The 23,148-nt window shown below is 68.2% G+C and carries 23 protein-coding genes; 14 read left to right on the top strand and 9 right to left on the bottom strand.

Annotated elements, in window-relative coordinates; translation table 11 throughout:
- Positions 1-35 precede the first annotated feature (35 nt).
- The gene (locus tag HTZ84_RS18955; RefSeq protein WP_174682093.1) at positions 36-1,649 is read right to left on the bottom strand and encodes a sulfatase; all 1,614 of its coding nucleotides are present in this window, start codon (positions 1,647-1,649) and stop codon (positions 36-38) included.
- A 165-nt stretch (positions 1,650-1,814) separates the two neighbouring features.
- On the opposite strand from HTZ84_RS18955, the gene HTZ84_RS18950 reads away from it, so the two are divergent.
- Both HTZ84_RS18950 and HTZ84_RS18945 read left to right on the top strand, forming a co-directional pair.
- Positions 1,815-2,834 (top strand): lysylphosphatidylglycerol synthase transmembrane domain-containing protein, encoded by a 1,020-nt coding sequence (locus HTZ84_RS18950; protein WP_174682092.1) that lies wholly within the window; start codon positions 1,815-1,817, stop codon positions 2,832-2,834.
- 65 nt (positions 2,835-2,899) lie between these two features.
- On the top strand, positions 2,900-3,394 hold the full coding sequence (locus HTZ84_RS18945; RefSeq protein WP_174682091.1) for a metal-dependent hydrolase: 495 nt from the start codon (positions 2,900-2,902) through the stop codon (positions 3,392-3,394).
- Here the strand turns inward: HTZ84_RS18945 and HTZ84_RS18940 are convergent.
- On the bottom strand, positions 3,335-3,859 hold the full coding sequence (locus HTZ84_RS18940; protein WP_174682090.1) for a metal-dependent hydrolase: 525 nt from the start codon (positions 3,857-3,859) through the stop codon (positions 3,335-3,337). The two genes, HTZ84_RS18945 and HTZ84_RS18940, sit on opposite strands and share 60 nt — an antisense overlap.
- Positions 3,860-3,987: 128 nt before the next feature.
- Here HTZ84_RS18940 and HTZ84_RS18935 point away from each other — a divergent pair, with 128 nt between their 5' ends.
- Complete coding sequence (locus HTZ84_RS18935) at positions 3,988-4,512, top strand: DedA family protein (RefSeq protein WP_174682089.1); 525 nt, start codon at positions 3,988-3,990, stop codon at positions 4,510-4,512.
- Between the two features lie 228 nt (positions 4,513-4,740).
- Positions 4,741-6,315, top strand: coding sequence for a glycosyltransferase family 39 protein (locus HTZ84_RS18930; protein WP_174682088.1), 1,575 nt, complete (start codon positions 4,741-4,743; stop codon positions 6,313-6,315).
- 61 nt (positions 6,316-6,376) lie between these two features.
- Here HTZ84_RS18930 and HTZ84_RS18925 read toward each other — a convergent pair whose 3' ends face one another.
- Complete coding sequence (locus tag HTZ84_RS18925; protein ID WP_174682087.1) at positions 6,377-7,732, bottom strand: DolP-mannose mannosyltransferase; 1,356 nt, start codon at positions 7,730-7,732, stop codon at positions 6,377-6,379.
- A 1-nt stretch (position 7,733) separates the two neighbouring features.
- On the bottom strand, positions 7,734-8,822 hold the full coding sequence (locus HTZ84_RS18920; RefSeq protein ID WP_174682086.1) for an NAD-dependent epimerase/dehydratase family protein: 1,089 nt from the start codon (positions 8,820-8,822) through the stop codon (positions 7,734-7,736).
- A gap of 363 nt (positions 8,823-9,185) precedes the next feature.
- On the opposite strand from HTZ84_RS18920, the gene HTZ84_RS18915 reads away from it, so the two are divergent.
- From HTZ84_RS18915 to HTZ84_RS18905, 3 genes are read left to right on the top strand one after another with little or no spacing between them, the layout of a single operon-like run.
- Positions 9,186-10,100, top strand: coding sequence for a decaprenyl-phosphate phosphoribosyltransferase (locus HTZ84_RS18915; protein ID WP_174682085.1), 915 nt, complete (start codon positions 9,186-9,188; stop codon positions 10,098-10,100).
- 31 nt (positions 10,101-10,131) lie between these two features.
- Positions 10,132-10,812: a PHP domain-containing protein gene (locus HTZ84_RS18910; protein WP_174682084.1), complete on the top strand. Its 681-nt coding sequence runs from the start codon at positions 10,132-10,134 to the stop codon at positions 10,810-10,812.
- Positions 10,809-11,792, top strand: coding sequence for a lysylphosphatidylglycerol synthase transmembrane domain-containing protein (locus HTZ84_RS18905; RefSeq protein ID WP_174682083.1), 984 nt, complete (start codon positions 10,809-10,811; stop codon positions 11,790-11,792). Before HTZ84_RS18910 ends, HTZ84_RS18905 begins: the two co-directional genes overlap by 4 nt.
- An 88-nt stretch (positions 11,793-11,880) precedes the next feature.
- Here HTZ84_RS18905 and HTZ84_RS18900 read toward each other — a convergent pair whose 3' ends face one another.
- Positions 11,881-13,317 (bottom strand): aryl-sulfate sulfotransferase, encoded by a 1,437-nt coding sequence (locus HTZ84_RS18900; RefSeq protein ID WP_174682082.1) that lies wholly within the window; start codon positions 13,315-13,317, stop codon positions 11,881-11,883.
- 238 nt (positions 13,318-13,555) lie between these two features.
- On the opposite strand from HTZ84_RS18900, the gene HTZ84_RS18895 reads away from it, so the two are divergent.
- The gene (locus HTZ84_RS18895; protein WP_174682081.1) at positions 13,556-13,915 is read left to right on the top strand and encodes a hypothetical protein; all 360 of its coding nucleotides are present in this window, start codon (positions 13,556-13,558) and stop codon (positions 13,913-13,915) included.
- Here the strand turns inward: HTZ84_RS18895 and HTZ84_RS18890 are convergent.
- From HTZ84_RS18890 to HTZ84_RS18880, 3 genes are all read right to left on the bottom strand, one after another.
- Entirely contained in the window at positions 13,886-15,007 is a 1,122-nt protein-coding gene (locus HTZ84_RS18890) for a hypothetical protein (protein WP_309138763.1), read from the bottom strand. The two genes, HTZ84_RS18895 and HTZ84_RS18890, sit on opposite strands and share 30 nt — an antisense overlap.
- A gap of 310 nt (positions 15,008-15,317) precedes the next feature.
- The gene (locus HTZ84_RS18885) at positions 15,318-16,235 is read right to left on the bottom strand and encodes a universal stress protein (protein ID WP_174682627.1); all 918 of its coding nucleotides are present in this window, start codon (positions 16,233-16,235) and stop codon (positions 15,318-15,320) included.
- Between the two features lie 87 nt (positions 16,236-16,322).
- Positions 16,323-16,691 (bottom strand): hypothetical protein, encoded by a 369-nt coding sequence (locus HTZ84_RS18880; RefSeq protein ID WP_174682080.1) that lies wholly within the window; start codon positions 16,689-16,691, stop codon positions 16,323-16,325.
- Positions 16,692-16,991: 300 nt separating this feature from the next.
- On the opposite strand from HTZ84_RS18880, the gene HTZ84_RS18875 reads away from it, so the two are divergent.
- The 4 genes from HTZ84_RS18875 to HTZ84_RS18860 all read left to right on the top strand — a co-directional run bounded on the left by HTZ84_RS18875 (position 16,992) and on the right by HTZ84_RS18860 (position 21,358).
- Positions 16,992-18,572, top strand: a complete 1,581-nt coding sequence (locus HTZ84_RS18875; protein ID WP_174682079.1) for a carboxypeptidase M32 — start codon at positions 16,992-16,994, stop codon at positions 18,570-18,572.
- Positions 18,573-18,722: 150 nt separating this feature from the next.
- On the top strand, positions 18,723-19,526 hold the full coding sequence (locus tag HTZ84_RS18870; protein ID WP_174682078.1) for an alpha/beta fold hydrolase: 804 nt from the start codon (positions 18,723-18,725) through the stop codon (positions 19,524-19,526).
- Between the two features lie 243 nt (positions 19,527-19,769).
- Positions 19,770-20,516 (top strand): SDR family oxidoreductase, encoded by a 747-nt coding sequence (locus HTZ84_RS18865; RefSeq protein ID WP_174682077.1) that lies wholly within the window; start codon positions 19,770-19,772, stop codon positions 20,514-20,516.
- An 86-nt stretch (positions 20,517-20,602) separates the two neighbouring features.
- Positions 20,603-21,358 (top strand): hypothetical protein, encoded by a 756-nt coding sequence (locus HTZ84_RS18860; RefSeq protein WP_174682076.1) that lies wholly within the window; start codon positions 20,603-20,605, stop codon positions 21,356-21,358.
- 70 nt (positions 21,359-21,428) lie between these two features.
- On the opposite strand, the gene HTZ84_RS18855 is transcribed toward HTZ84_RS18860, so the two are convergent.
- Positions 21,429-21,698: a thioredoxin family protein gene (locus HTZ84_RS18855; protein WP_008893564.1), complete on the bottom strand. Its 270-nt coding sequence runs from the start codon at positions 21,696-21,698 to the stop codon at positions 21,429-21,431.
- Between the two features lie 126 nt (positions 21,699-21,824).
- Here HTZ84_RS18855 and HTZ84_RS18850 point away from each other — a divergent pair, with 126 nt between their 5' ends.
- Complete coding sequence (locus HTZ84_RS18850; protein ID WP_008893563.1) at positions 21,825-21,986, top strand: preprotein translocase subunit Sec61beta; 162 nt, start codon at positions 21,825-21,827, stop codon at positions 21,984-21,986.
- Between the two features lie 188 nt (positions 21,987-22,174).
- The gene (locus tag HTZ84_RS18845) at positions 22,175-23,062 is read left to right on the top strand and encodes a VOC family protein (RefSeq protein ID WP_174682075.1); all 888 of its coding nucleotides are present in this window, start codon (positions 22,175-22,177) and stop codon (positions 23,060-23,062) included.
- Positions 23,063-23,148: the final 86 nt, after the last annotated feature.

Raw genomic sequence — 23,148 nt, 5'->3', positions numbered from 1 at the left:
GAAAACGGACCTCAGAGCGTCGAGATCGGACGGTACTACTCGAGATAGCCGAGTTCGCGCAGGCGGTCGCGGGTCTCCTCGTCGGCCTCGGCCAGCGCGTCGGCGTCCTCGGCGTCCGTCTCGCTGGGATCGACCCACGCGCCGCCGGCGGCCCGCTCGAAGCGGGCGAGCGCGCGTTCGGCGGCGGCGACGACCTCGTCGTCGGCCGGATCGACGGGCGTCGATTCCGCGGGGTCCTCGTCGAGTCGGTACCCCTCGTCGGGGATGCGGTCGGCCCGGACGTACTTCGCGTCGGTGCTGCGGGCCGCGCGCAGGCGGGAGTAGGCACGGTGGTCGTCGGGCAGTTCGAGCCCGGCCTCGCTGGCCTTCTCCTCTAAGTGGTGGAGTTCGATCACCGGCTGGGCGTACTCGACGAACGCGTAGTCGTCAGCCCCGTCGCTGCTCGAGGTATCGTCGGACGCCTCGTCGCTCGCGGCGTCGAGCACCGCCCGCTGTCCGGGATCCGGTTCCGGCGCCGCCTCGAAGGCCCGATACTCGCTCGAGAGCAGGGATCGCGTCGGATCGCGGCCGGCGACGGAGCCGTCGTCCGCCGGCGCGAGCGCGTCGGCGGGATCGACGTCCAGCGCCTCGAGGACCGTGTGATAGCAGTCGAGCAACTCGACGAGGTCGTCGCGTCGGTCGGCCTCGAGTGCGGGGTGTTTGACCAGCAGCGGGACGTTGATCAACTGGTCGTAGAGGGCGAACTCGTGGCCGTAGAGGTCGTGTTCGCCGTGGAGTTCGCCGTGGTCGGCGCAGACGACGACGGTCGTCTCCTCCCACTGGCCGGTCTCGCGCAGCCAGTCGAACAGGCGGCCGAGTTCGGCGTCCATGTGGGCGATTTCGGCGTCGTAGAGCCCGCGGATGGCCTCCCACTCCTCGCCGTCGATGTCGCGGGCGCCCGAGTTGTACTCCTTCGAGTTCTGGCAGACCGACCCCGGATCGACGCCGGGAGCGAACTCCTCGCGGTACTCCTCGGGCGGATAGTAGGGCAGGTGAGCGTCCATCAGGTTGACGAAGGCGAACCACCCCTCGTCGCTCTCGCTGTCGTCGACGAAGGACTTCGTCCGGTCGATGACCGACGGCGTCTTCGTATCGGCGCCCTCGCCGCTGGCGAGCTTCTCGTGGGCCATGGCGCCGAGTCTGACGAGTTTCGACGCCAGATCGCGGAGGTAGTCGTTGTCGTTGACCGTCTGCCAGGCGCTGGCCAGCGGCCCCGAGAGGACGTCGCCGGGGAGGACCTCGAAGAACGAGTCCTGCGCGTCGAACCCGTCGGTGAGTCCGGTGTAGGGGGTGATCCAGGCGTTCGAGGAGTAACACGCCGTGTCGTAGCCGGCCGCCGAGAGGATCGACGCGAGGGTCGTCTCGTCCTCGAGGTACGGACTCCCCTGATCGGCCCCGTGCTGGCTCGGGTACCGGCCGGTAAACAGCGAGGCGTGGACCGGTAGCGTCCACGGCGCGGGCGCGACGGCCGACTCGAAGACGGTCGCCTCCTCTGCGAACGCGGAGAGTTCGGGCGTCGTCTCCCGCTCGTAGCCGTACGGACCCAGTCGGTCCTTGCGGACCGTATCCAGCACGACGAAAAGGACGTTGGATTGCTGAGCGTCGTCCATTACGGGAGACAACTGAGTCCATCTAAATAAAACGCGTCAACTGTCTCGAGTCACCGCGAAAGTCGTCAGCGGTAGTGAATTTCTGACGGCTGACTCGTCTCTCCCGTATCGGACCGCCTCGACGATAATCAGACGTTTCAAGTCCGCTGACGATCCACGTCCGCTATGAACGAGCGAAATCGGCGGCGGCTCCTCATCGGCGCGTTCGGCGCGCTCGCCGTCTTCGCCGTGCTGTTCTTCGCGGTCGGTGCGCGCGACGTCATCGACACGCTGTTCTCGGCCGCGCCCTCGCTGGTCGTCGCGACCTTCGCCCTCGCGCTGTGCTGGCTGGCCGCGTGGAGCCTGATGCTCCGGACCGTACTGGTCGCCCTCGACGTCGAGCTGTCGGTCGTCAAGGCGTTTTTCGTCTACGCCGGCGCCGTCTTCGCCAACAACGTCACGCCGTTCGGCCAGGCCGGTGGGGAGCCGGTCGCGGCGCTGCTCATCTCGAAGACCGCCGACGCGCGCTACGAGACGGGGCTGGCCGGGATCGCCAGCGTCGACGTGCTCAACGTCGTCCCCTCGATCTCGCTGATCCTCGTCGGGGTCGGCTACTACGGGACCACCGCCGCCGTCGGCGACCGCCTCGAGACGGCCGTCGGCTCGGCGGTCGTGCTGATCGCGGCGATCGTCCTCGCCATGGCGTTCGTCTGGCGACACCGGCACGCGCTCACCGAGCGGCTGCCGGCCGTCATCGCCCCCCGTCTCGGTCGCCTCGGGCTCGCCCGCTTCCAGAGCGACACGCTCGAGGCGGACCTGACCGATCGGATGGGCCGCTTCTTCGAAAACATCGAGCGCGTCTCGACCGATCGCTGGCGACTCTCCGCCGTCGTCGGTCTCTCGCTGGCCGGCTGGCTCTTCCAGACGGTCGCGCTCATGGCCGCCTTCGCCGCGCTGGGCGAACCCGTCGCGCCGTACATCCTGCTGTTCGCGATCCCGCTCGCGAACCTCGCGGGCGCCGCTCCGCTCCCCGGCGGGCTCGGCGGTATCGAAGCCGCCTTCGTCACGCTGCTCGTGCCGACCACCGGCATCCCGGCGTCGACGGTCACCGCGGCCGTACTCATCTTCCGCGGGGCGATCTACTGGATGCCCATCCTGATCGGCGGCCTCTCGGTGTCCGCCTTCGGCGTCAAGGCCCTCGAGTGACGGCCGGACGCGAGCGACCGAGCGGTTGATCCCCGTCGGGCACGGACGATCGGTCGTCGAAACGCATGTACCGAGGCGGTCACATCGGCTTCAACGCCCTCCTGTACGCTCCGTTCGTCCCGCTGGTGAGCCGCGGCTGGTCGCTCGAGATGGCGCTCGCGGGAGCGGTCCTCGCCGTCGGGCTGGCGAACCTCCCGGACGTCGACCAGCCGCTGCCGCGGGTCCCTCACCGCGGGCCGACGCACACGATCTGGTTCGCCCTGCTCGTCGGGCTGTTGGCCAGCGTCGCAACGGCGCTGGCCGTCCCCTCGACGTCGGCCTTCCGGTTCGGATTCGTCGTCGGGACCGGCAGCATCGTCGCCCACCTCGCGGGGGATATCGTGACGCCGATGGGGATCAGCCCCTTCGCGCCGGTCTCGCGGTACCACGTCACCCTCAACTGGTTCAAGTCCAAGAACGGGCGGATCAACCGGGCGTTCCTGCTGGTCGGATCGACCGCGCTACTCGCGTCGCTGGGCCTGACGATCGGACGCGTCGGAGCGGTCGCTCCGGTGGGTTGATCGGTCGCTCGGAACCGACGCGACGAGAGGGTCCTCCGTCCGCCACGCGAGGACGCCGAGCGACGTCGCCCAGAGCAGCGCCGTCGCCGCGGGACCGTGAATCGGAACGCCGGGTCCCGCGGTGTCCGCGAGCGGGAACAGCCAGTCGATCCCCTTCGCCGACAGGGAGTCGATAGCGAGGTGCGAGCCGAGTCCCAGTCCGACGGCGATCGCGACCGTCCGATCCCGCCGGAGCGCGTACGCGCCGGCGACGGCGGCGGCCGCGAACACCGGCGTGTGCGTGAGTCCGCGGTGAACCAGCGGCCACCCCCACGCCTCGGGGAACAGGAAGTCCGCGTCCGGGAGGAGACCGAGAACGACGCCGAGCCGCGGATCGACGTCGGTAGCTCCACGGACGAGGGCGTAACCGACGACCGCGTGGGTGGCGAAGGCAGCGGCGAGAAACGCGATCCGCGTCGTGTCCATCGTCTCGATATTCCGCCTCCATCACGACATGCTTTGGGCCCGGTAACGCGTTCGAACGAATCGCCGCGCCGATCGCGGACCTCCGGGAACCAACAACGCTTACATTCGGGACGGAATAGGACCGAGGTATGGTACCGCTGCAACTCGAGGGGATGCCGGGCTGGCTCGAGTCGCTGTTCACGTCGGAGTTCGCGTTCGCGGTCCTGCTCGGGATCTGCATCCTCGAGGGCGCGATGATGCTGCGGTTCATGCCGAGCGAACTGGTCGTGCCGTCCGCGTTGGCGCTAATCGGATCGTCGATCCCGGAAACGGTCGCGATCGTCGCCGTCGCCGTCGTCGGGACGACGATCGGTCAGTTCCTGCTGTTCTGTCTCGTCCGCCGCGCCGGGCGGGAGTACGTCATCCAGAAGCGGTGGTTCCCCCTCACGGAGTCGCGACTCGAGCGCTTCGACGGCTGGTTCGACCGCTGGGGCGGGATCGCCGTCGCCGCGAGTAACACGATGCTGGTCGTCAGGGGGCTGCTCACGATTCCCGCAGGGCTCTCGGAGATGGACGGCCGGACGTTCGTCGCGCTGTCGGCGCTCGGCTCGCTTTCCTTCCAGTCGATCCTCGCCGCCCTCTACCTGTTCGGCGGTTATCTGCTGGCCCTGTGACGGAGCCGGTGACCGGTGAACGGGCGCATCGTCGACTCTGCCATACGCCAGCGGCGCAGCGCACTGATCGCTCGGTTGATGCGCCCGCTCGAAACCACCGCCAGCCAGCAGTTCGCTACGTCGCGGGTTTCTGGCCAGACGAGTCGACTCTGGTGACGTTCTCGTCGCGGATCTGCTATCTGCCCCGGCCGACCAAGGTTCATACCGTAAGTCGTTGCAATCGGAACCATGTCGCCGTCCCTGCCGATCGAGACGGACGGTGAGGGTAGCCGGGATCGATCACTGGCGGACGTCCCGGTCGAACTGTATCCGATCGTCCTCGTCGCGGCCGCGCTGCGGCTGTTCCGGCTGGAGTCCGAGAGCTACTGGGTCGACGAAGTCGTCTCGGTGACCATCGTCACGTCGAACACGCCGTTCGAACTCCTGGTCAGCGTACCGGGGAACGACCCCCATCCGCCGCTCTACTACCTCCTCCTGTCCGGCTGGACGACGGTCTTCGGAACGGGCGAACTGGCGACGCGACTACTGTCGGCTCTCGTCGGCGTTGCCACCGTCGTCGTCCTCTACGGGGTCGGTCGACGACTCTTCGACAGGCAAGTCGGAGCGATCGCCGCGGTGCTCGTCGCCGTCTCACCGTTCCACGTCTGGTACTCGCAGGAAGTGCGAATGTACAATCTGCTCGGGCTGCTGACCGTCCTTTCGTTCTACTGGTTCGTGCGACTGCAGACGGCGGAATCGACCGACGAGACCGGCATTCGGGACGATATCTGGTACGTTGTCTCCACGGTCCTCCTCGGCTATACCCACGTCTTCGGGCTGTTCGCGATACTCGCCCAGAACGCGTACGTCTTCTCCCGGTATCTGGTCCGGACCGTCCCTCGTTCGCGGCTGACGCTCCGCCGCTGGATCGCCCTCGAAGGAGTCACCGCCCTGCTCCTCCTCCCGTGGCTAGTGAGGCTGCTCCGCCGAACGGTGGCGGCCAGCGCCGGCGATACGGGCAACGTCTCGTGGATTCCGCTACCGACGGGCGAGACGGTCAGAGGGACGTTCGCCGCGTATCTCGGCGGACAGCTGTTCGAGGAGTCGTTCCCGGTTCTCGTCTCGCTCGTCGTCGTCGGCTGTCTGGTGCTCGCGCTCTCGAGCGGCCGGGACGCGGTGACGGCGACCGACCGCGATGCGTCGGGTGCGACGACGGCGACCGACCGCGAGGACACGCCGGTAAACGCCGTGTACGTGGTTCTCCTCTGGTTCGTCGTGCCGATACTCGTCCCGATCGCCCTCTCGCACGTCGTCACGCCGATTTTCGTGGATCGCTACTCGATCGGGGCGTCGCTGGCGTTTTTCCTCCTGATCGCGATCGGCGTGCGGACGATCTCTCGCCCGTCGCTTCGGTACGTCGTCGTCGGGGTGCTCCTCGTCGGTCTCGCGGCGCCCCTCCCGGCGTACTATCAGGACGACCAGAAAGAGCAGTGGCGGGCGGCCGCCGCCGACGTCGAGTCGAGCGTCGACGGCGACGACGTCGTCCTCGTGAGCAGGCCGTTCACGGAGCGGACGTTCGGCTACTACTTCGACCGATCGGTCGCGCCCACGGTTCGGATCCCGCCCGACGCGTCGGCCGACGAGATACGGGCGTCCGTCGACGGACACGACGACGTCTGGATCGTGCTCTCGTACACCGATTCGTCGACCAACCAGCGGATTCTCGAGGCGGTGGAGAGCCGCGCCGAGTACCGGGGGCCGGTACAGGTGAACCGGTACAACGGAATCGTAGTCGTCGAGTTCGAGCGGACGTCGGGTGGCTGATAGAGCCACCCTCGGCGTCTCCGTCGGTCGAATCCGCGCGACCGTGCCGAACGCCGACCCGCTAGCCGCGGTCGATTCGACTCGGCCACGCGTCACACTGCCGCCTGTTCAGTCGGTCGTCGGTTATCGCGATCCACCGCACCTCGTTCCAACTCAGTCGGTAGTGACAGGTCTCCGGTTTCGCCTGCTCCCAGTAGATCGTCTGCATCGACGGGACGTCCGCGTCGCCCGGCGAAATCGGGAGGTCCTCGTCCGTCTCGGCCTCCGCTTGCATCGTCCGGAGCGTCGACTGCGGAGCCGGCGAGCCGAAGTGCCAGACCAGTCCCGAGAGGACGAGCAGGCCGACGACGGCGACGACGGCCACGGCCGCCCACGGAGTTCGGTTCGTCCGCGTCGCGTCGCGATCGCGGCGGTCCGTCGTCGCCGGTCGCCGTCCGAAACCGCGATCGACGGCGACGGCGACGCCGAGCGCGACGAACGCGAGCCAGAGAAGCGCGTCCGTCGAGCCGTCTAAGTCGACGAACAGCACCTGAACGGTGAGTAACACGCCGCCCGCCGGAACCCACCACTGCGCTCGGAAATCGCGGACGACGGCGCGCGCCCAGCCGTAGAGCGCGACCGGGAGGAGCACCGTTCCGTAGCCGAACACCAGCAGTATCGTGTAGACGCGCTCGGCCAGGGTGTACGACGATCCGGCGGTCAGCGGGGCGACCACCGTCTGGACGACCATGGGAACGAGCCCCCCCGTGGCCGCGAACGCGAGGACGACGGCACCGGTGACGACGGCGCCGCCGGCGACCGCCGAGAGCGCGTCCTTCCCGCCGGTTCGCTGGTACGCCATCCCGACGACCAGCAGCGCAAAAACCGCCCCCGACTGCCACGACCCTGCGCTCAGCGCCGCGAGAGCCCCGGCGAGGAACGGCCTATCGCGGAGGGCCAGCGCGAGCGCGAGGACGCCGAAAAACAGCGCATAGAACTGCGCTCGAACGCCTTCCGGGGAGAGGAGAAAGAGCTCCGGCACGACGAGCATCGTGAGGCCGGCGGCGATCGCCGCCGCGTCGTCCCCGGTCACGCGGCGGGCGATCCACCCGACGAGCGGGACGCTCGCGGCTGCGACGAGCGTCGTGAGCGTCGCTCCGAGACCGTGCAAAACGAGCATGTTCCCGCCGGAGAGGGCGGCGAGCGCGGCCGCGATTCCGAACGGAACGGGCGGGTTCACGTCCCAGACGTCGACGTACGGTACGCCGCCCTCGAGGACGTACCAACCCGTGTGCTGGAAGAACGCCGGGTCGGTCGCGATCGTCGGCCAGTCGACGAGCAGGTGCCTGCCGAACCCGACGACGAACAGGACGGCGACGATCGGACCGAGGACGGCGAACCACGGACTGCGAGACGGGAGACGCGAGCGGACGGTCATCTCAGATCCGCTGCGAGATCTTCTTCGCGACGGCGAGGGCGCCCTGGTCCCACGCGACGCGGTGGTCCAAGCCGCTCTCGTCGGCCACCTCGTCGGCCTCGTAGTTCTCGAGGTACCACTCGTAGGTCTCCACGAGCGCCTCTTGGTTGGAGTACTCTGGCTCCCAGCCGAGATCCTTCAGCTTCTCGACGGAGACGTAGGAGTCCTCGTGGGCCGTCTCGTAGACCCACGGATACAGCGGCGAGAGGTTCAGTTCGTCCAGTACGCGGAGGACCGCGACCGTGAGGAAGGCGGGCGTTCCGATGGTTCGTTTGCCCGTCCCCGCGTAGTCGATCGGGGCCTGGAAGTCCTCCTTCATCGTACCGAATTCGTCGGTACCGACGTTGAACGTGTCGTTCACCGATTCCTCGTCCTCGGTGAGCAGCAGTTCGATGGCGGTGACGAGGTCGCGAACGTGTAGCAGCTGGTAGCGGTTGTTCCCCCGGCCGACGAGCGGAACGTTCGCGCCGTCCTCGATCCAGTCGAACAGCACCTGAAACACGCCGAGTCGCTGCGGGCCGATGAACGTCTTCGGGCGAACGATCGGGACGCACATCCCCATGCGGCGGAAGTCCTGACAGACCTTCTCGGCCTCGATCTTGGCCTCGCCGTAGGGGCCGACCCCGTCCAGGGGCGACTCCTCGGTGATGGGGTGCGTGTCGTGGGTTCCGTACACCGCCGTCGAGGAGACGTAACAGACCCGCTCGACGTCGCGGTCGTTCGCCGCCCAGAGCACGTTTCGCGTCCCGTCGACGGTCGTCTCTCGGATGCGGTCGGCGTCCCACAGCGGGAGCGCGGCCGCCGTGTGCACCACCGCGGTGGCGTCGCTCTCCTCGAGCGCGTCGGCGACGGACGCCTCGCTTCGAACGTCCCCTTCGACGAACTCGATTCCGTCCGTATCGTCGTCCGGCTCGAACGGCTTGAGATCGAACGCGGTGACGTCCCATCCCCGGTCGCGGAAGTACTGGCACGCGTGCAGGCCGAGGAATCCGGTCCCCCCGGTGACGAGAAGCGAGCCGCTCGAGTCGTCGGCGCGCTCACTATCGCTCATCGTGAATCAAACTGGACGTCAACACGGCGCCTCAATAGTGTATCGGCGTTTTGCGGGCCGTACGTGGCTCGATCCCCTCGCGGACCGCGAACCGGCGGATCGGGGCGCGATAGCGCGGGCGGCGCGCTCGTGACGAGCGACCGTTCGCCCCGTGAAACCGAGTCAGTCGGCCGCTAACCGAGCGGTGATTCGGCGTACGGCGATCCGGTGAGTTACCCGCGTTGCGCCACGGTCGGTCGCTGCTCGAGCGAGCGGCACGCGCGCGTTTCCGGGCGCCTGACGTCGGGAAGCGGTAGCGTAGCGCCGCAGATCCGTTACAGGCAAGCCCGATCTTTTTGCCGACCTGTGTGGGAGGACAGACGGATGAACCGCGCCTACGCCGACCGGAGTCGGGTCGCGGTGACCGTCTCCGGTCTGGTAAGGGAGATACGCCCCTGGCAGTGGTACAAGCAGGGAATACTGCTCGTGGGGCTCGTCTTCTCCAGGAGCCTGTTCGATCCGGTCGCCGTCACGAACGTCGCCCTCGGGATCGTCGCCTTCTGTGCCGTCGCGGGCACGACGTACATCGGCAACGACATCCTCGATATCGAGGAGGATCGCAACCACCCGCGAAAGAAACACCGCCCCATCGCCAGCGGACGGGTCCCGGTCTCCGTGGCGGTGGCGTTCGCGATCCTGCTCTTCGCCGGCGGTCTCACCCTCTCCTGGTACCTCGGCCCGCTGTTCCTGCTCGTCGTCTGCGCGTACCTCGTACAGAACGCGCTCTACTCCGCGTTTCTGAAGGAGGTCGTCATCGTCGACGTGATGGTCATCGCCATCGGGTTCGTGCTGCGGGCCGTCGCCGGCGTCGTCGCCATCGACGTCTCCCTGAGCCCCTGGCTCGTCGTCTGTACGTTCCTCGGGGCGCTCATGCTCGCGCTCGGCAAGCGCCGCCACGAGATGGTCGTCAGCGACGATCCGGCCGCGTCGCGCGCGACCCTCGCCGAGTACACCGAGGAGACGCTCGACCAGTGGCTCGTCGTCGTTCTGGCGGCGCTGCTCGTCTCCTATTCGCTCTACACGTTCTTCCGCGGCGGTCCGTGGATGATGACCACGCTCCCCTTCGCCTTCTTCGCGACCTTCCGCTACCACCTCCTCGTCTACACGCGAACGCTGGGCGGCGACCCGAAGTTCCTCTTCGCCGATCCCCCGTTTCTCATCAATCTCGTCGTCTGGGGGCTTCTCGTCGTCGCGGTCCTGTACCGGGTCCCGCCCCGACTCCTCGAGGTGATCGCGTGACCGTCTCACCCCGCTCCAAATCGAGCCCGCCATGACACGACGATACGATCTCCAGGTGCACACGGACGCCTCGCCCTGCTCGAGCACGCCGCCCGAGCGCGTGGCCGCGGCGGCGGTCGAGGCCGGACTCGACGGCATCGCCGTCACCGACCACGACACGCTGGCCAACGTCGCCGCCGTCCGGGACGCCGCGCCGGCCGATCTCGACGTTGTCGCCGGCGTCGAAGTGACGACGACCGAGGGCCACCTGCTGGCCCTCGACGTGACGGAGGCGCCGCCTCGAGCCGATCCGCTGACGGTGGTCGACCGGGTCCACGAGCAGGGCGGCGTCGCCGTCCTCTCGCATCCGTTCGACGCGCTGCGACAGCGCTACGAGACGGACCTCGAGGCCCTCGCCGACGCCGTCGACGGGGTCGAAGCGGTGAACTCCCGCTGCGTTCGCCGCCGGTTCAACGAGCGCGCGGCCTCGTTCGCGGCCGCTCGCGACCTGCCGGCGACCGGCGGCAGCGACGCTCACTTCCCGATGGAAGTCGGCCGCGCGTACACCCGAGTCGAGGGCGCCGGATCGCTCGCGGACGCGGTACGCGACGGGCGCGTGCGTCCGGGCGGTCGCGGACGATACCTCTCCGGGCACGTCGCGACGAAACTCCACCAGTTCCGCACCGCCTCCGGTCGCGTCGTCGCGGCGCTCACCTCGAGGCGATCACCGTGACGACGAGCGGTGAGGCCGGCGGGGTCGGTCGGAGCGTCGTCGACCGCTGCCGGCGGGTCGTCCGCGATCACGGCGTCTGGCTGACGGCGCTGCTCTCGGTCGCCGTCTTCCTCGGCCTCGCCGCCTACGCGAACGTCGGCGACGTGACGAACGCCCTCGCCACCCTGCGCTGGCGGACGTTCGCGACCGTCATCGGCCTGACGACGATCGGCTACGGCTTCCGCTTCGCCAAGTGGCACTACTACCTCCGGCGCCTCGAGGTAGACGTTCCGCTCGAGGCGAGCGCCATCGCCTTCTTCAGCGGCCTGATGATGGTCGTCACGCCGGGGAAGGCCGGCGAGGTCTGGAAGGCGTGGTTCCTCCGCGATACGCGCGGGGTCCCCGCGAGCAAGACCACCTCCGTCGTCGGCGCCGAGCGCATCACGGATCTCATCGCGCTCAGCGCGATGGCCGCGCTCGGCCTGCTGGTCTACAGCCGTTCGTCGCTCCCCATCGTCGCCGTTCTCGGCGCCATCGGAGCCGGGATCGGCCTGCTCCAGTGGCGACGGGCCTGTCTGGCGATCCTCGCGCGACTCGAGTCGCTCCCGGTCGTCGGCGAGTACGCGACCGAACTCGAGCGGTTCTACGAGAGCGCGTACCAGTTGTTTCGGTTCCGCCCGCTGGTCGTCGCGACGCTGGTCAGTCTCGCGGCGTGGGGTCTGGAGGGCGTCGCGCTCTGGCTGGTGCTCGACGGGTTCGGCGTCGAAACCAGCGTCGTGATCGGGCTGTTCGTCTTCGGCCTCGGATCGGTCGTCGGAGCGGTGTCGATGCTGCCCGGCGGACTCGCGGCGGCGGAGGCGTCGATGGTCGGCGTGTTGCTCACGTTCGGCTACCCCGAAGCCGTCGCGGCCGCCGCGACGGTCGTGATCCGCGTGGGGACGCTGTGGTACGCCGCGGCGCTCGGCACGGCGGTGTTTCTCGCGTACACGGCGACCCGCTGAACGGTCGACAGCCGGCCGCTCGCTCCGCAGCGAGTCGCTCACAGGGATCGATACCGATAGCGGCGGTAAAATCGAGGGTCGGCCGGAATCAGTCGCCCCGCCGGTAGACGGGCAGGCGGAACCGAACGCCGGCGTCGCGGAGTTTCCATCGGGTCTCCATCCCGAGCCATGCCAGCCCGGTCAGGATCGCGATGCCGACGGCCGCGAACTCGGAGGCGCCCATCCAGACCGGCGACGCGAACAGCAGTCCGTTGTGGATCCGGTGTGGCAGGAGATCCTCGAGGAGGTCGCCGGCCCAGCCGAGCGGATCGAAGCCGAAGAGGCCACTGCTCCCGCCTCCGCCGCCGCTGTCGTCGACCGTGCGCGACTCGAGGCCGAGTTCGGCCGCGCTCTGCCCGCCCTCGCTTTCGGGGCCGGTCTCGAGGCGTTCCGCCTCGTAGGGGAGGGTCGATCCGACTTCCCAGACGATGTCGCCGGACTCGTTGACCTCGATCACGCGGTTGCCGTGACTGTCGGCGATGAGCGTGTTCCCGTTGGGGAGGCGGTCGGCGTCGCGGGGCCACTGAATCCGGTCGTCCTCCCACTGCCAGGTGCGGTTCCACTCGCCGTCCTCGCGATGGAACTCCTGAACGCGGCCGTTCTCGGAGTCAGCGACGACGATCGCCGGCCCGCCCTGTGATTCGGGGATGTAATCGGGGTTGTGCTGTTCGTACTGGACGTCGTAGTCGTTCTCGCTGCCCAGCGTCCAGTTCTCGACCAGTCCCTCCTCCCGGTCGAGGAAGACGACCTGGTCCTGGTTCCGGAGGCTGGCCACGATCCGCCCCTCGTGTTGGCCCTCGTCGATGTACTCGACGTCGTTGATGTGAGCCCAGTCGCCGGGGTACGGGCCGCCGCCCTCGACGGGGAAGTCGCTCTGGGCGTCCCAGAGCCACTCGACGACCTCCGTCTCCGTGTTGACGATGAAGACCTGATCGGCGACGATGTCGGCGACGACCACGTGCGTCTCGTTGATGCGGTCGGAGTCGTGCCACTCGCCGGCGGTCTCCTTGTAGTCGTAGCGCTCGTAGATGACCTCGGGCTCGGGATTCTCGTCCTCGAGGTCGACGCGCTCGATGACGTTCAGCGCGCACGGCGGGTCGCTACAGGTCGGTCCCTCGCTGTGGATCGTGTCCGTCGCCGTGTACTCGATGGTCATCGGGTCGCCCTCGACGGGGTCGGCGTCGAAGTACTTCGTCCGCGTGTTATTGTAGTACGCCACCTCGCCGTCGGGCTCGTAGACGGTGATCGTCCCCGCCCGTCCGGACTCGGTTACGACCGTGTGGTTCTCGGTCGCCGGCGCGTCCGGAACGTCCTCCTCGGAGGCGGTCGAGAGGTCGTCGCTCATCGCCGCGCTCGCCACGGCGGCGGCCGAGAGGAGGATGACGGCCAGAAAAACGACGCGGAGGCGGTTCCGCGAGAGCGCCGATCGACCCCGGGACGCACCCGACCGGACGGCTGCGAGCGGCGATTGCGAACGATCAGCCACGGTCTACCACCCTCGAGTCTCGAAACGCCAGCTGGGAACCCATTGGCTTTCGTTTCCGGAGCGAAGTATTAGTGTTTTTTCTAGCTGACTCGGTAGCGATGACGGCGAGCGAAACGCCGCGGTTGCAGGGCCGCCGGTCGGAGTCGGTTCCGACCGCACCCCGACGACGCCTCCCCCTGCCGGCGCGTGCTCGCGACCGAAAAGCGTATGCGACCGCTCCCGAACCTCCGCAGCAACGGTGAGCGAAACGGAATCTCTCCACTCCGGGACGGACCGCGCCGACGTCGACCCGGTAGACGACGATCGCCCGGTCCTCGAGTCCCGGCGTCGCCGATTGCGTGCGTACCTCCGGCACAACGCCGAACGGATCTGTCGCGACGCGGTCGTGTTGGCCGGCTGGGCGCTGGTGATGGTGCTCTGGATTCAGGACTTCGGGGTCCCGCGCTGGCTGTGTTACCTCGCCACGTTCGTGGGCGTCGTCGGCTACACGCAGGTGACCTCCCCGTGGGTGCGCCCGTACACGAGCCCCGACGACCTCGAGTCGATGCCCGCGGAGGGTCGAGGGCGGCTACAGGAATCGAAGCAGCGGCACGAGTAGCGTCACGACCCAGAGGAGCGCGCCGAGGCGCACGTAGTCGTGGTCCTCCGGATCGACCCGGACGGTGTGGGACGCCCCCACGGCGATGAATCCGAGGGCGACCGCGGTCGAGAACCGGTGGACGAGCACGTTCAGCGGGAGTCGAGTCACGCCGAGCAGCGTGTAATCGAGGAGGATCGCGGTCGCGAAGCCGACCGCGCCGGCCGCGAAGGCCGTCGGCCGGTCGAGCGACCGCGCGAAGTAGTACGTACAGACCGGCAGGCCGACGGCGAGCAGCGGATAGAACGCCGCCGCGATGAACCGTGGATCGATCCCCTCGAGGCGCGCCTCGACGGCGATGGCGCCGAACCGGACGAAGAGGTAGAGCCCGAGCAGCGACCCCGCCAAACACAGCGCGCGCGGGACGCGAGCGGCGACCGGATTCGGGAACGAGGTCCGGGTCGACACCCGGCTCGCGAGCAGGAGTCCGGGAAGGAGGCCGACGATCGCGACGTGGGACGGCGGGTCGCCGCTCTCGAGGTCGACGACCGTCACCCAGCCGTCGGAATCGAAGCCGCGACCGTTACCCAGGTGAACGCGCGAGACGTTCGACACGTACCGCCGATCCATGAACTCGCGTTCGACGTAGCGCTGGGAGTCCTCGGCGCTGTCGACCGTGTGGCTGAGCCGGAACCAGTCCCAGTGTTCGCTGTGGGCCTGGATCGCGGTCCACTCGTCGTCGGGGTCAGGCGACTCGTAGGCGCGGATGTGCTCGCGCGAGCCGAGGTAGTCGCCGTCGTGGAGCTGGTAGCTCTCGTCGAGCCACACGCCCTCGGCCGTCTCGTTGCCCGTGGAGACGTAGACGTACCGCGTCGAGCCGTCGGCGCTGCGCCAGGCCGTTTCGGTCCCGACGACGTCCTCGGGGTTCGTCTCGCTCACGTCCTCCTCTTCGGGCGCGGTCTCGTTCCAGTCGCCTCGACTCCGCTCTTCTAGGTGCCGGCGCGTCTCCGCCGGATCGCCGTTGATCAACACGTTGATCGCGAGCGTCCGTTCCTCGACGGTCGTCGCGCTGCTCGTGTACGGCCACAGCGAGGTCTCGTCACCGGTGCTCACCAACTGCTGGTGTCGGTCGGCTTCGTGGCCGTCCGCCGACGTGGCGGCGGTCGCTCCGAGAGCCAGCGCGAAGCACGCGACGGCGACCGCTCCGAGAGCGATCAGCGTCTGTCGCTCGATGGGCGGTCACCCCCGTCAGCGATCGTTCGAGTGTTCATCGGTAGAACGACGGGCCGAGCCCGTCAGGTGGCTACGTAGGACCCGTCTCGGTCCGCTTATAGGCTTTCTCGTCTCCGCTGTCGGGCGTTCTACCGGTGACTGTCAGGGTTTCGAACGAGTCGCGGCGACGTCCGGCGTCGGGCGAACGAGGTCAGTCCATCTCCTCGGCGCGGCGCGTCGTGAGAACGGGAACCGGGGACGTGCGAATGACGCGCTCCGTGAAACTGCCGAGCAAGTGGCGGTCGATACCGGTCCGGCCGTGGGTGCCCATCACGACGAGGTCGATCGCCTCCGCCTCGGCGTAGGCGAGGACCTCTCGCGGCACCGAGCCGGTCTCGATGGCGGTCTCGACGTCGTCGGCGCCCGCCCGCGCGGCGGTCGCCGCGTCCTCCTCGAGCGCCTCCCGCAAGTTCTCCTCGAGTTGGGCGGGGAGCGGGGCCGTTTCCGCGTCGGCGACCTCCGGCAGTTCGTCCATGACCGACAGCAGGTGCAACGTCCCGCCACAGCGGTTGGCGAACTGCGCGCCGAGTTCGACCGCCGCCCTCGCGTGAACGCTCCCGTCGGTCGGCACGAGGACGTCCCCGTAGGGGTAGGTCGCCCTCGCGTCGTCGGCCGCGCGAACCGTCAGCACCGGCACCTCGCTCCGGTTGACGACGTAGTCCGTGACGCTGCCGAGGATGTACTCGCCCAGGCCGCGTCGGCCGTGGGCTCCCATCACGACGAAATCGAACGCGACGCCGTCCGCGTCGTCCGACTCCGACTCCGACTCCGCGCCGGCGGTGACGAACTCGACGATCGTCTCGCGCGGTTCGCCCTGGACGACGTGCGTGCTGACGGCCACGTCGCGCTCCGCGGCCAGTTCGGCGGCCGCCGACACGATCTCCTCGCCTTCCTCCTCTAAGGCGTCGACGACCTGCGTGCCGAGGCGCGTGAGACTCGGCTGGTTCGTGTCCGCGACGTTGAGGACGTGCACGACCGCGTCCCGGTCGGCGGCGATATCCAGCGCGTGCTCGAGGGCCGCCCTCGCGGAGTCGCTCCCGTCGGTCGGAACGAGAATGCGAGTATCCATATCCATGGACCGTGATTCGGGACGAATCCGCTTACGTCTATGGGACGACACTCGCAACGTGGGGCCGGAGAAGGGACGCGGCGCCGCTCAGGCGCCGGGGATACCGACGGCGTCGAAGGCGGTGACCCCGAGCGCGGCGAGGGCGTAGAGGACGACCAGCACCGTCACCCAGGCGACGAGGCCGATCATCGCCGCGGCGGTCCAGTCGCCGGGGTACTGGAAGTTGATCACGCCGATGTACGCCAGCAGCGCCAGCAGCGGCCCGAGTAGGGGGATCCACCCGACGAAGAAGCCGACGAGCCCCCAGACGATCGCCCCGATCAACGCGGTGACGATCGCGTGGTCGTAGTCGTCGGCCCCGACGATGATCCGGGCGCCGACGTAGATTCCCAGTGCACCGATCAGCAGGCTCACCACGAACACGATGGCTGACCCGATTGGTGACGCAGCGACCATTGTACAGGAACACACGTCAGATAGCCCGAACAGTCCACTGCTTGCAAGTTCTATACAGCGATCATCGGCCGCGTATAATGCCGGTATGGCGCCGAAACAGGGCGCTGATACGGGAGCGAGACTGTCGGTGATCGCGATAGCTTTCGGTCGACTGGCTCGAGCCGACCGGGCCGGCCGACGCTCGACTCACAGCGGCTCGAAGGCCGGCGAACGCGCGAGCCCCGAACCGCCGCGGCGACCGACGACCGGAAACCGCCGGAACCACGACGTTGATACGGCCGCCGCGTGTATCGGTCGCCTATGGCGACCGATCAGGCCCGAAGCGAGGCGGCCGACGACAGCTACGCGGCGTTCGAAGAACGCGTTCGGCGGATCGCGAACGTCTCGAACGCGTCCGGCATCCTCCAGTGGGACCAGGAAGTCGTGATGCCCGACGAGGGGACGCCCGCCCGCGCACAGCAGCTCTCGGCGCTGTCCGCGATCAGCCACGAACTGCTGACGGCCGACGAGACCGGCGCGTTGCTCGAGGAGTTAGAAGACGGCGACCTCGAGGAGGAACAGGCCGCGGTCGTCCGGGAAGTCCGGCGCAAGTACGACCGCGAGACCAGCGTCCCGCAGGAACTCGTCGAGGAGATCTCCGAGACGACGACCAACGCTCATCCCGCCTGGAAGCAGGCCAAGGAGAACGACGACTTCGAGGAGTTCGCGCCCGTCCTCGAGAAGCTCGTGGAACTGAAGCGGGAGTACGCCGAACACATCGATCCCGACGCCGACCCCTACGAGGTGCTGTTCTCGGACTACGAGCCCTACATCGACCTCGAGACGGCCGAGCGGGTCCTCGAGCGGCTCCGCGAGGAACTCGTGCCGCTGATCGACGCGGTCGAAGACAGCGACGCCGACCTCGAGACCGAGGCCTTCGCGGGGGAGTTCGACGACGACGATCAGGAGGCGCTGGCGCGGGACGTCCTCGACTCGCTGGGGTACGACTGGGATCGCGGTCGGCTGGACACCGCACCCCACCCGTTCTCCTCGGGGACGCAGTTCGACGCCCGCGTGACGACCCGCTTCGAGGAGGACGATCTGCTGGGCTCCATCACCTCGACGATCCACGAGTTCGGCCACGCCAACTACACGCTCGGCCTGCCCGACGAGGGCTACGGTACGCCGCTGGGCGAGGCGCGGGACCTCTCGGTCCACGAGTCCCAGTCCCGGCTCTGGGAGAACCACGTCGGCCGTTCCCGGCCCTTCTGGGAGCAGTTCCTGCCGATCGCCCGCGAGCGGTTTCCCGAACTCGAGGACGTCACGCCCGAGGCGGCCTACGAGTCGGCCAACCAGGTCCACGACGACAATCTCATCCGGGTCGAGGCGGACGAACTCACCTACCACCTCCACATCGTGATCCGCTTCGAGATCGAGCGCGATCTGATCCGCGGGGACCTCGCGGTCGAAGACGTCCCGGAGGTCTGGAACGACAAGTACGAGGAGTACCTCGGCGTCCGACCCGAGACCGACGCGGAGGGCTGCCTACAGGACATCCACTGGTCTCACGGCTCCTTCGGCTACTTCCCGACGTACTCGCTCGGTTCCGTGCTCGCGGCGCAGCTGTACGCCGCCGCCGAGGACGAACTCGGGAGCGAGGCGCGTAGCGCCTCGGAAAAGCCGAGCGGCGATGAGCCCCGAGGCGATCTCGACGACGACATCCGCGAGGGCGACTTCGAGGCCCTCAACGGCTGGCTCCGCGAGAACGTCCACCGGCACGGCAAGCGCTACACCACGCCCGAACTGATCGAGCGCGCGACCGGCCAGGAGCTGACGGCCGACCCCTTCCTCGAGTACGTCACGTCGAAGTACGGCGAGCTGTACGCCCTCGAGGACTACTGACGCCGGACCACTGTTTCGAGCCCGAACTAACGGGCGGCGGCTATTTTCTCACCGAGGGCGTTCGCCGCGTCCGTACCGGACCGTAACGGAATCTGAGTCGGGACATGAAAGGTGCTCCTTGATACCGGTAGGCGAGATAGCGCTCCCCGCATGCCACACATCACGGCCGAGGACGGCGTCGACGTATTCGCGCGTGACCTGGGCGAGGGCGACCCCGTCGTCTTCCTGCACGGCTGGCCGCTCAACCACCGGATGTTCGAGTACCAGTACACCTACCTCCTCGACGAGGGCTTTCGCTGTATCGGCATCGATCTCCGCGGTTACGGAGAGTCGGAGAAACCGTACGGAGACTACAGCTACGACCGCTTCGCCGACGACGTGCGCGCGGTCCTCGACGAACTGGACGTCGACGACGCGACGTTAGCGGGGTTCTCGATGGGCGGCGGCACTGCGACTCGGTACATGAGTCGACACGACGAGGCCCGCGTCGACAAGCTCGCGTTGCTGGCCCCCGCGAGTCCGGTTATCACCGAGAAGCCGGACTTCCCCGAGGGGCTCGACGAGTCGGACGTGAACCCGCTCATCGAGGGCGCGCGGACCGACCGCGCGAAGATGAACGCCGACTTCGCCGAGATGCTGTTTCACACCGACCAGAGCGACGAGATGACGGACTGGATCTGGAGCCTCGGGATGGAAGCGTCCGGGCAGGCGACGATCGCCTCCGCCGAGACCTGGCGCGACGCCGATCTCCGGCCGGACGTGGACGACATCACCGTGCCGACGAAAATTTATCACGGCGTCCACGACGAGGTCACCCCGATCGAGATCACCGGTGAGGTGCTCGAAGAGGGTATCGAGAACGCCGAACTGATCCGGTTCGAGAACAGCGGTCACGGCCTCGTCGCCGACGAGACGGAGACGATCAACGAGCAACTGGCCGATTTCGCCGGCTGACTGGCGGAACCCGGGCCGCAGTGCGGCTGCCGCGGTTTCGATACCGGAATCCCCCGCCGGTCGTTCGACGCCGTCGCGTTCGGGCCGCCGAGTGAACGACCGGTCCGTCGGACCGATCGGGGGCCGTGCCAGGTTGCTACGGCTCAGGGACGACTCGAGGGGGCTCGAGGGAATCGTCGGTCGGCCTCGGAGAGCGCGACGCAACCCGGGCGTTTTAGAGGGCGTTCGTCGTGAGTGCCGACCATGACCGACGGATCACTCGCCGGGGAGACGGCGATCGTCACGGGAGCCAGTTCGGGAATCGGCGCCGCGACCTGTCGCGAACTCGCGGCCAGAGGTTCGAACGTCGTCCTCGCGGCCCGCAGCGAGGATCAGTTGGCCGACCTCGCGGACGAACTCGAGGCCGACCACGGCGCCGAGACGCTGGTCGTTCCGACGAACGTCCGCGAGGAGTCCGCGGTCGACGCGCTGATCGAGGAGACCGTCGAGACCTTCGGCGGGATCGACGTGCTGGTGAACAACGCGGGGCTCTCCCGGGGCGGCGAGGTCGAGGAGTTGACGACCGAGGAGTACGAGACGATGCAGGAGACCAACGTCGACGGCGTCTTCTACGCGACGCGGGCGGCGATCCCCCACGTTCGCGAGCGCGACGGCCACCTGATCTTCGTCGCCAGTTTCGCCGGCCGCCACCCGCGGCCGGCCAACCCCGTCTACGCGGCTACGAAATGGTGGACCCGCGGCTTCGCCAAGAGCGTCGCCGCCCAGATCGGCGACGACGGGGTCGGCATCACCGTCGTCAACCCCGCCGAAGTCCGCTCGCAGTTCGAGACGGGCGACGGGCAGGCGTTCGCCGACGCGTTCGACGAAGACGAGGCGAGCGAACCCGAGGAGGTCGCCGAGGTCATCGCCTTCGCCGCCGGTCAGGACCGCTCGAGCATCAGCGAGATCGATATCAATCCGCGGGACAAGTTCGCCGACACCTTCTTTTGAGCCCCGGCGGGCCGCGACCGCGCGGGAAAACTGGGGTGGCAGGTGCCGGGTGCAGACTCACCCGCGGTGGCTCCCATAGCTCGCGTATGCGCGTCTCAATTCCGGGCCTTCCCGGCGTCTACTACGATACCGACTCGGGATCGACGGCGATCGGCGTCGCCTCGACGGCCATCGGTCGCAAAGCGCCGAAACCGCAGGGGTACGCCATCCAGTTGCTCCCCTACGTCTGGTCGTTCGACGTCGACCTGCGGGAGGTCCCGAACGACCACCCGATCCAGTACCTCCACCCGGAGGGAGCCCGTAGCTTCGGCGAACTCTCCCCCCAGCGCGGCGTCCGCGAAGCCGGCAACGAACTCGAGTCGGTGCTGCGGTTCGTCTGGTCGGTCAACCAGGAGGTCGAGTCGACCGCGAACCAGTTGATCGGCCGCGGCGCGGCCGAGGACGGCGTCGTCATCGAGATCGAGGAGGGTCGGGTCAGCGTCGGCGGCGACGAACTCGCGACCGACGAGTTCGACCTCGAGGAGCCGGCGGCCGGCGAGACGGTCGGGGACGCCGTCACTACCGTCGAAATCGCCGACGGGACGGACGTCATCAACGGAAGCGACGCCGCCGAGGTGGACACTGACGACGAACGAGTCGTCGACGAGACGGAGGAATCGGACGAGACGGACCGCAGCGACGAGGCGGACTCGGAAGACGTGTTCGGCGCCACCGAAGAGCCGCCGGCCGACGAGACGATCGATCGCGAGGAGACGTTCGGCTCCGACGAGTCCGCGTCCGACGAGGAGTCGGCCACCGGCGGGGAGACCGGCGCCGACGACATCGATCCGGACGAACCGTAGGCGACGCCAGCGCCGTCGCTGATCGAGACGTAGCGGTCGCGAAAAACGGCGGCTCGAGGGGGCCCGTCGCTTACGCGCCGGCCGACTCGAGGGCGTCTTCGATGTCGTCGCGCTGGGTGACGCCGACGAAGCGCTCGACGATGCCGTCGTCGTTCTCGATGATCAGGGTCGGCAGCGAGCGAACCTGGTACTCGTTGGCGACGTCCTGCTGTTCGTCGACGTTGATCTTCTCGACCTCAAATCGGCCCTCCCAGTCCTCCTCGAGGTCCTCGAGGATCGGATCCTGGGTCTTACAGGGGCCACACCAGTCAGCGTAGAAGTCCTTGAGTGTGACAGTCATCGGTTCATCGCTAGTTCCGACGCGTCGCGCATAAGGGTTTCCCACCGGTCTGCGATTGCCGCAAGCGGTGACGTCAGTGATACCGGCGGACGAAAGATTTAGTTCCGCCCGTCCGTAGTAGCGGGTATGGACCGAGGACAGAACAGCGGTGGGCTGATGTCCAGTGCCGGGCTCGTCCGGTACTTCGACTCCGAGGACTCGAACGCGATCAAGATCGACCCCAAGACGGTCATCGCGACCGGCGTGATGATCGGGGTGCTGGTACAGCTGCTGACCTTCGTCGCGTAGACCGACGCCCACTTCTCGACGCCGACCACCCGCTCGAGAGCGGTAGCGCTCCGCTCGCCTCGGTTCACGGCGCGATCTCGGGGACCGCGGAGCGACCGACGAGGACCCGCGCGCTCGACGCGACGCGATGTCGGTCGGTCTGACCGTGCGGTCAGGTAGCATATATACGCGCGTCGCATATCTCCCGTATGAGCGACTCTCGGGACCGATTGCCGGCGGCGACTCTCTTCGGACGAAGCGTACTGACGGTCAGCGACGAATCGGCCGTCGCGGAGTTCTACCGGGACGTGATCGGCCTCTCGGTGCTCTCGCGAGACGGATCGACGACGGTGCTCGGCGCCGGCGACGCGCCGCTGCTCGAGCTCCGGCACGCGCCGGACGCCCGGCCGCGGCCGACCGACGCCGCGGGACTCTTTCACAACGCCTTCCTGGTCCCCAGTCGCGAGGCGCTGGGGGACGGGCTGGCCCGAATCCGCGACCGCTGGTCGCTCACCGGCGCGTCCGACCACGGCGTCAGCGAGGCCCTCTACCTCGACGATCCCGAGGGTAACGGCGTCGAACTCTACCGGGATCGGCCGCGCTCGGAGTGGCCCCGCGACGGCGAGGGCGGCATCCAGATCGGCTCGTGGCCCCTCGACCTCGAGTCGGTCGCGGCCGCCGCGGATGATACGGCCGGTGATACCGTCCCGGACGGTACGACTCTCGGCCACGTTCACCTCGAGGTGTCGTCGCTCGAGACCGCCCGGGAGTTCTACGTCGACGCGCTCGGCTTCGACGTGAAGACGGCTTCCCCGAAGGCGCTGTTCGTCGCCGCCGGCGACTACCACCATCACCTCGGCTGCAACACCTGGAACGGCCGCTCGAGTCCCGCGCCGCCCGACGCTCGCGGCCTCTCGCGGTTCGATCTCGTCGTCCCCTCGAGCGAAGATTTGAATCGGATTCGAGATCGACTCGAGGACGCGGGCGCGGCCGTCGACGAGCGCGCCGGCGGCCTCGAGTGCACCGATCCCGACGGGATTCGAATTCGGTTTCGAGCGCAATCGGGCTCGGGCTCGAGCTCGAGCGACGGCGAGTAGTCACGTCGCTCCTCGAACGGGGTCCACTACCGGCGCGCGGAAGCGAGGTTTTGCACTGCGAAAACGAAGTTAGCTGTGTTCGAACG

The organism is Haloterrigena gelatinilytica, assembly GCF_013342145.1.
In the GTDB taxonomy this organism is placed as follows: Archaea; Halobacteriota; Halobacteria; order Halobacteriales; family Natrialbaceae; genus Haloterrigena; species Haloterrigena gelatinilytica.
This window is presented reverse-complemented; position numbering and strand designations above follow the sequence as displayed.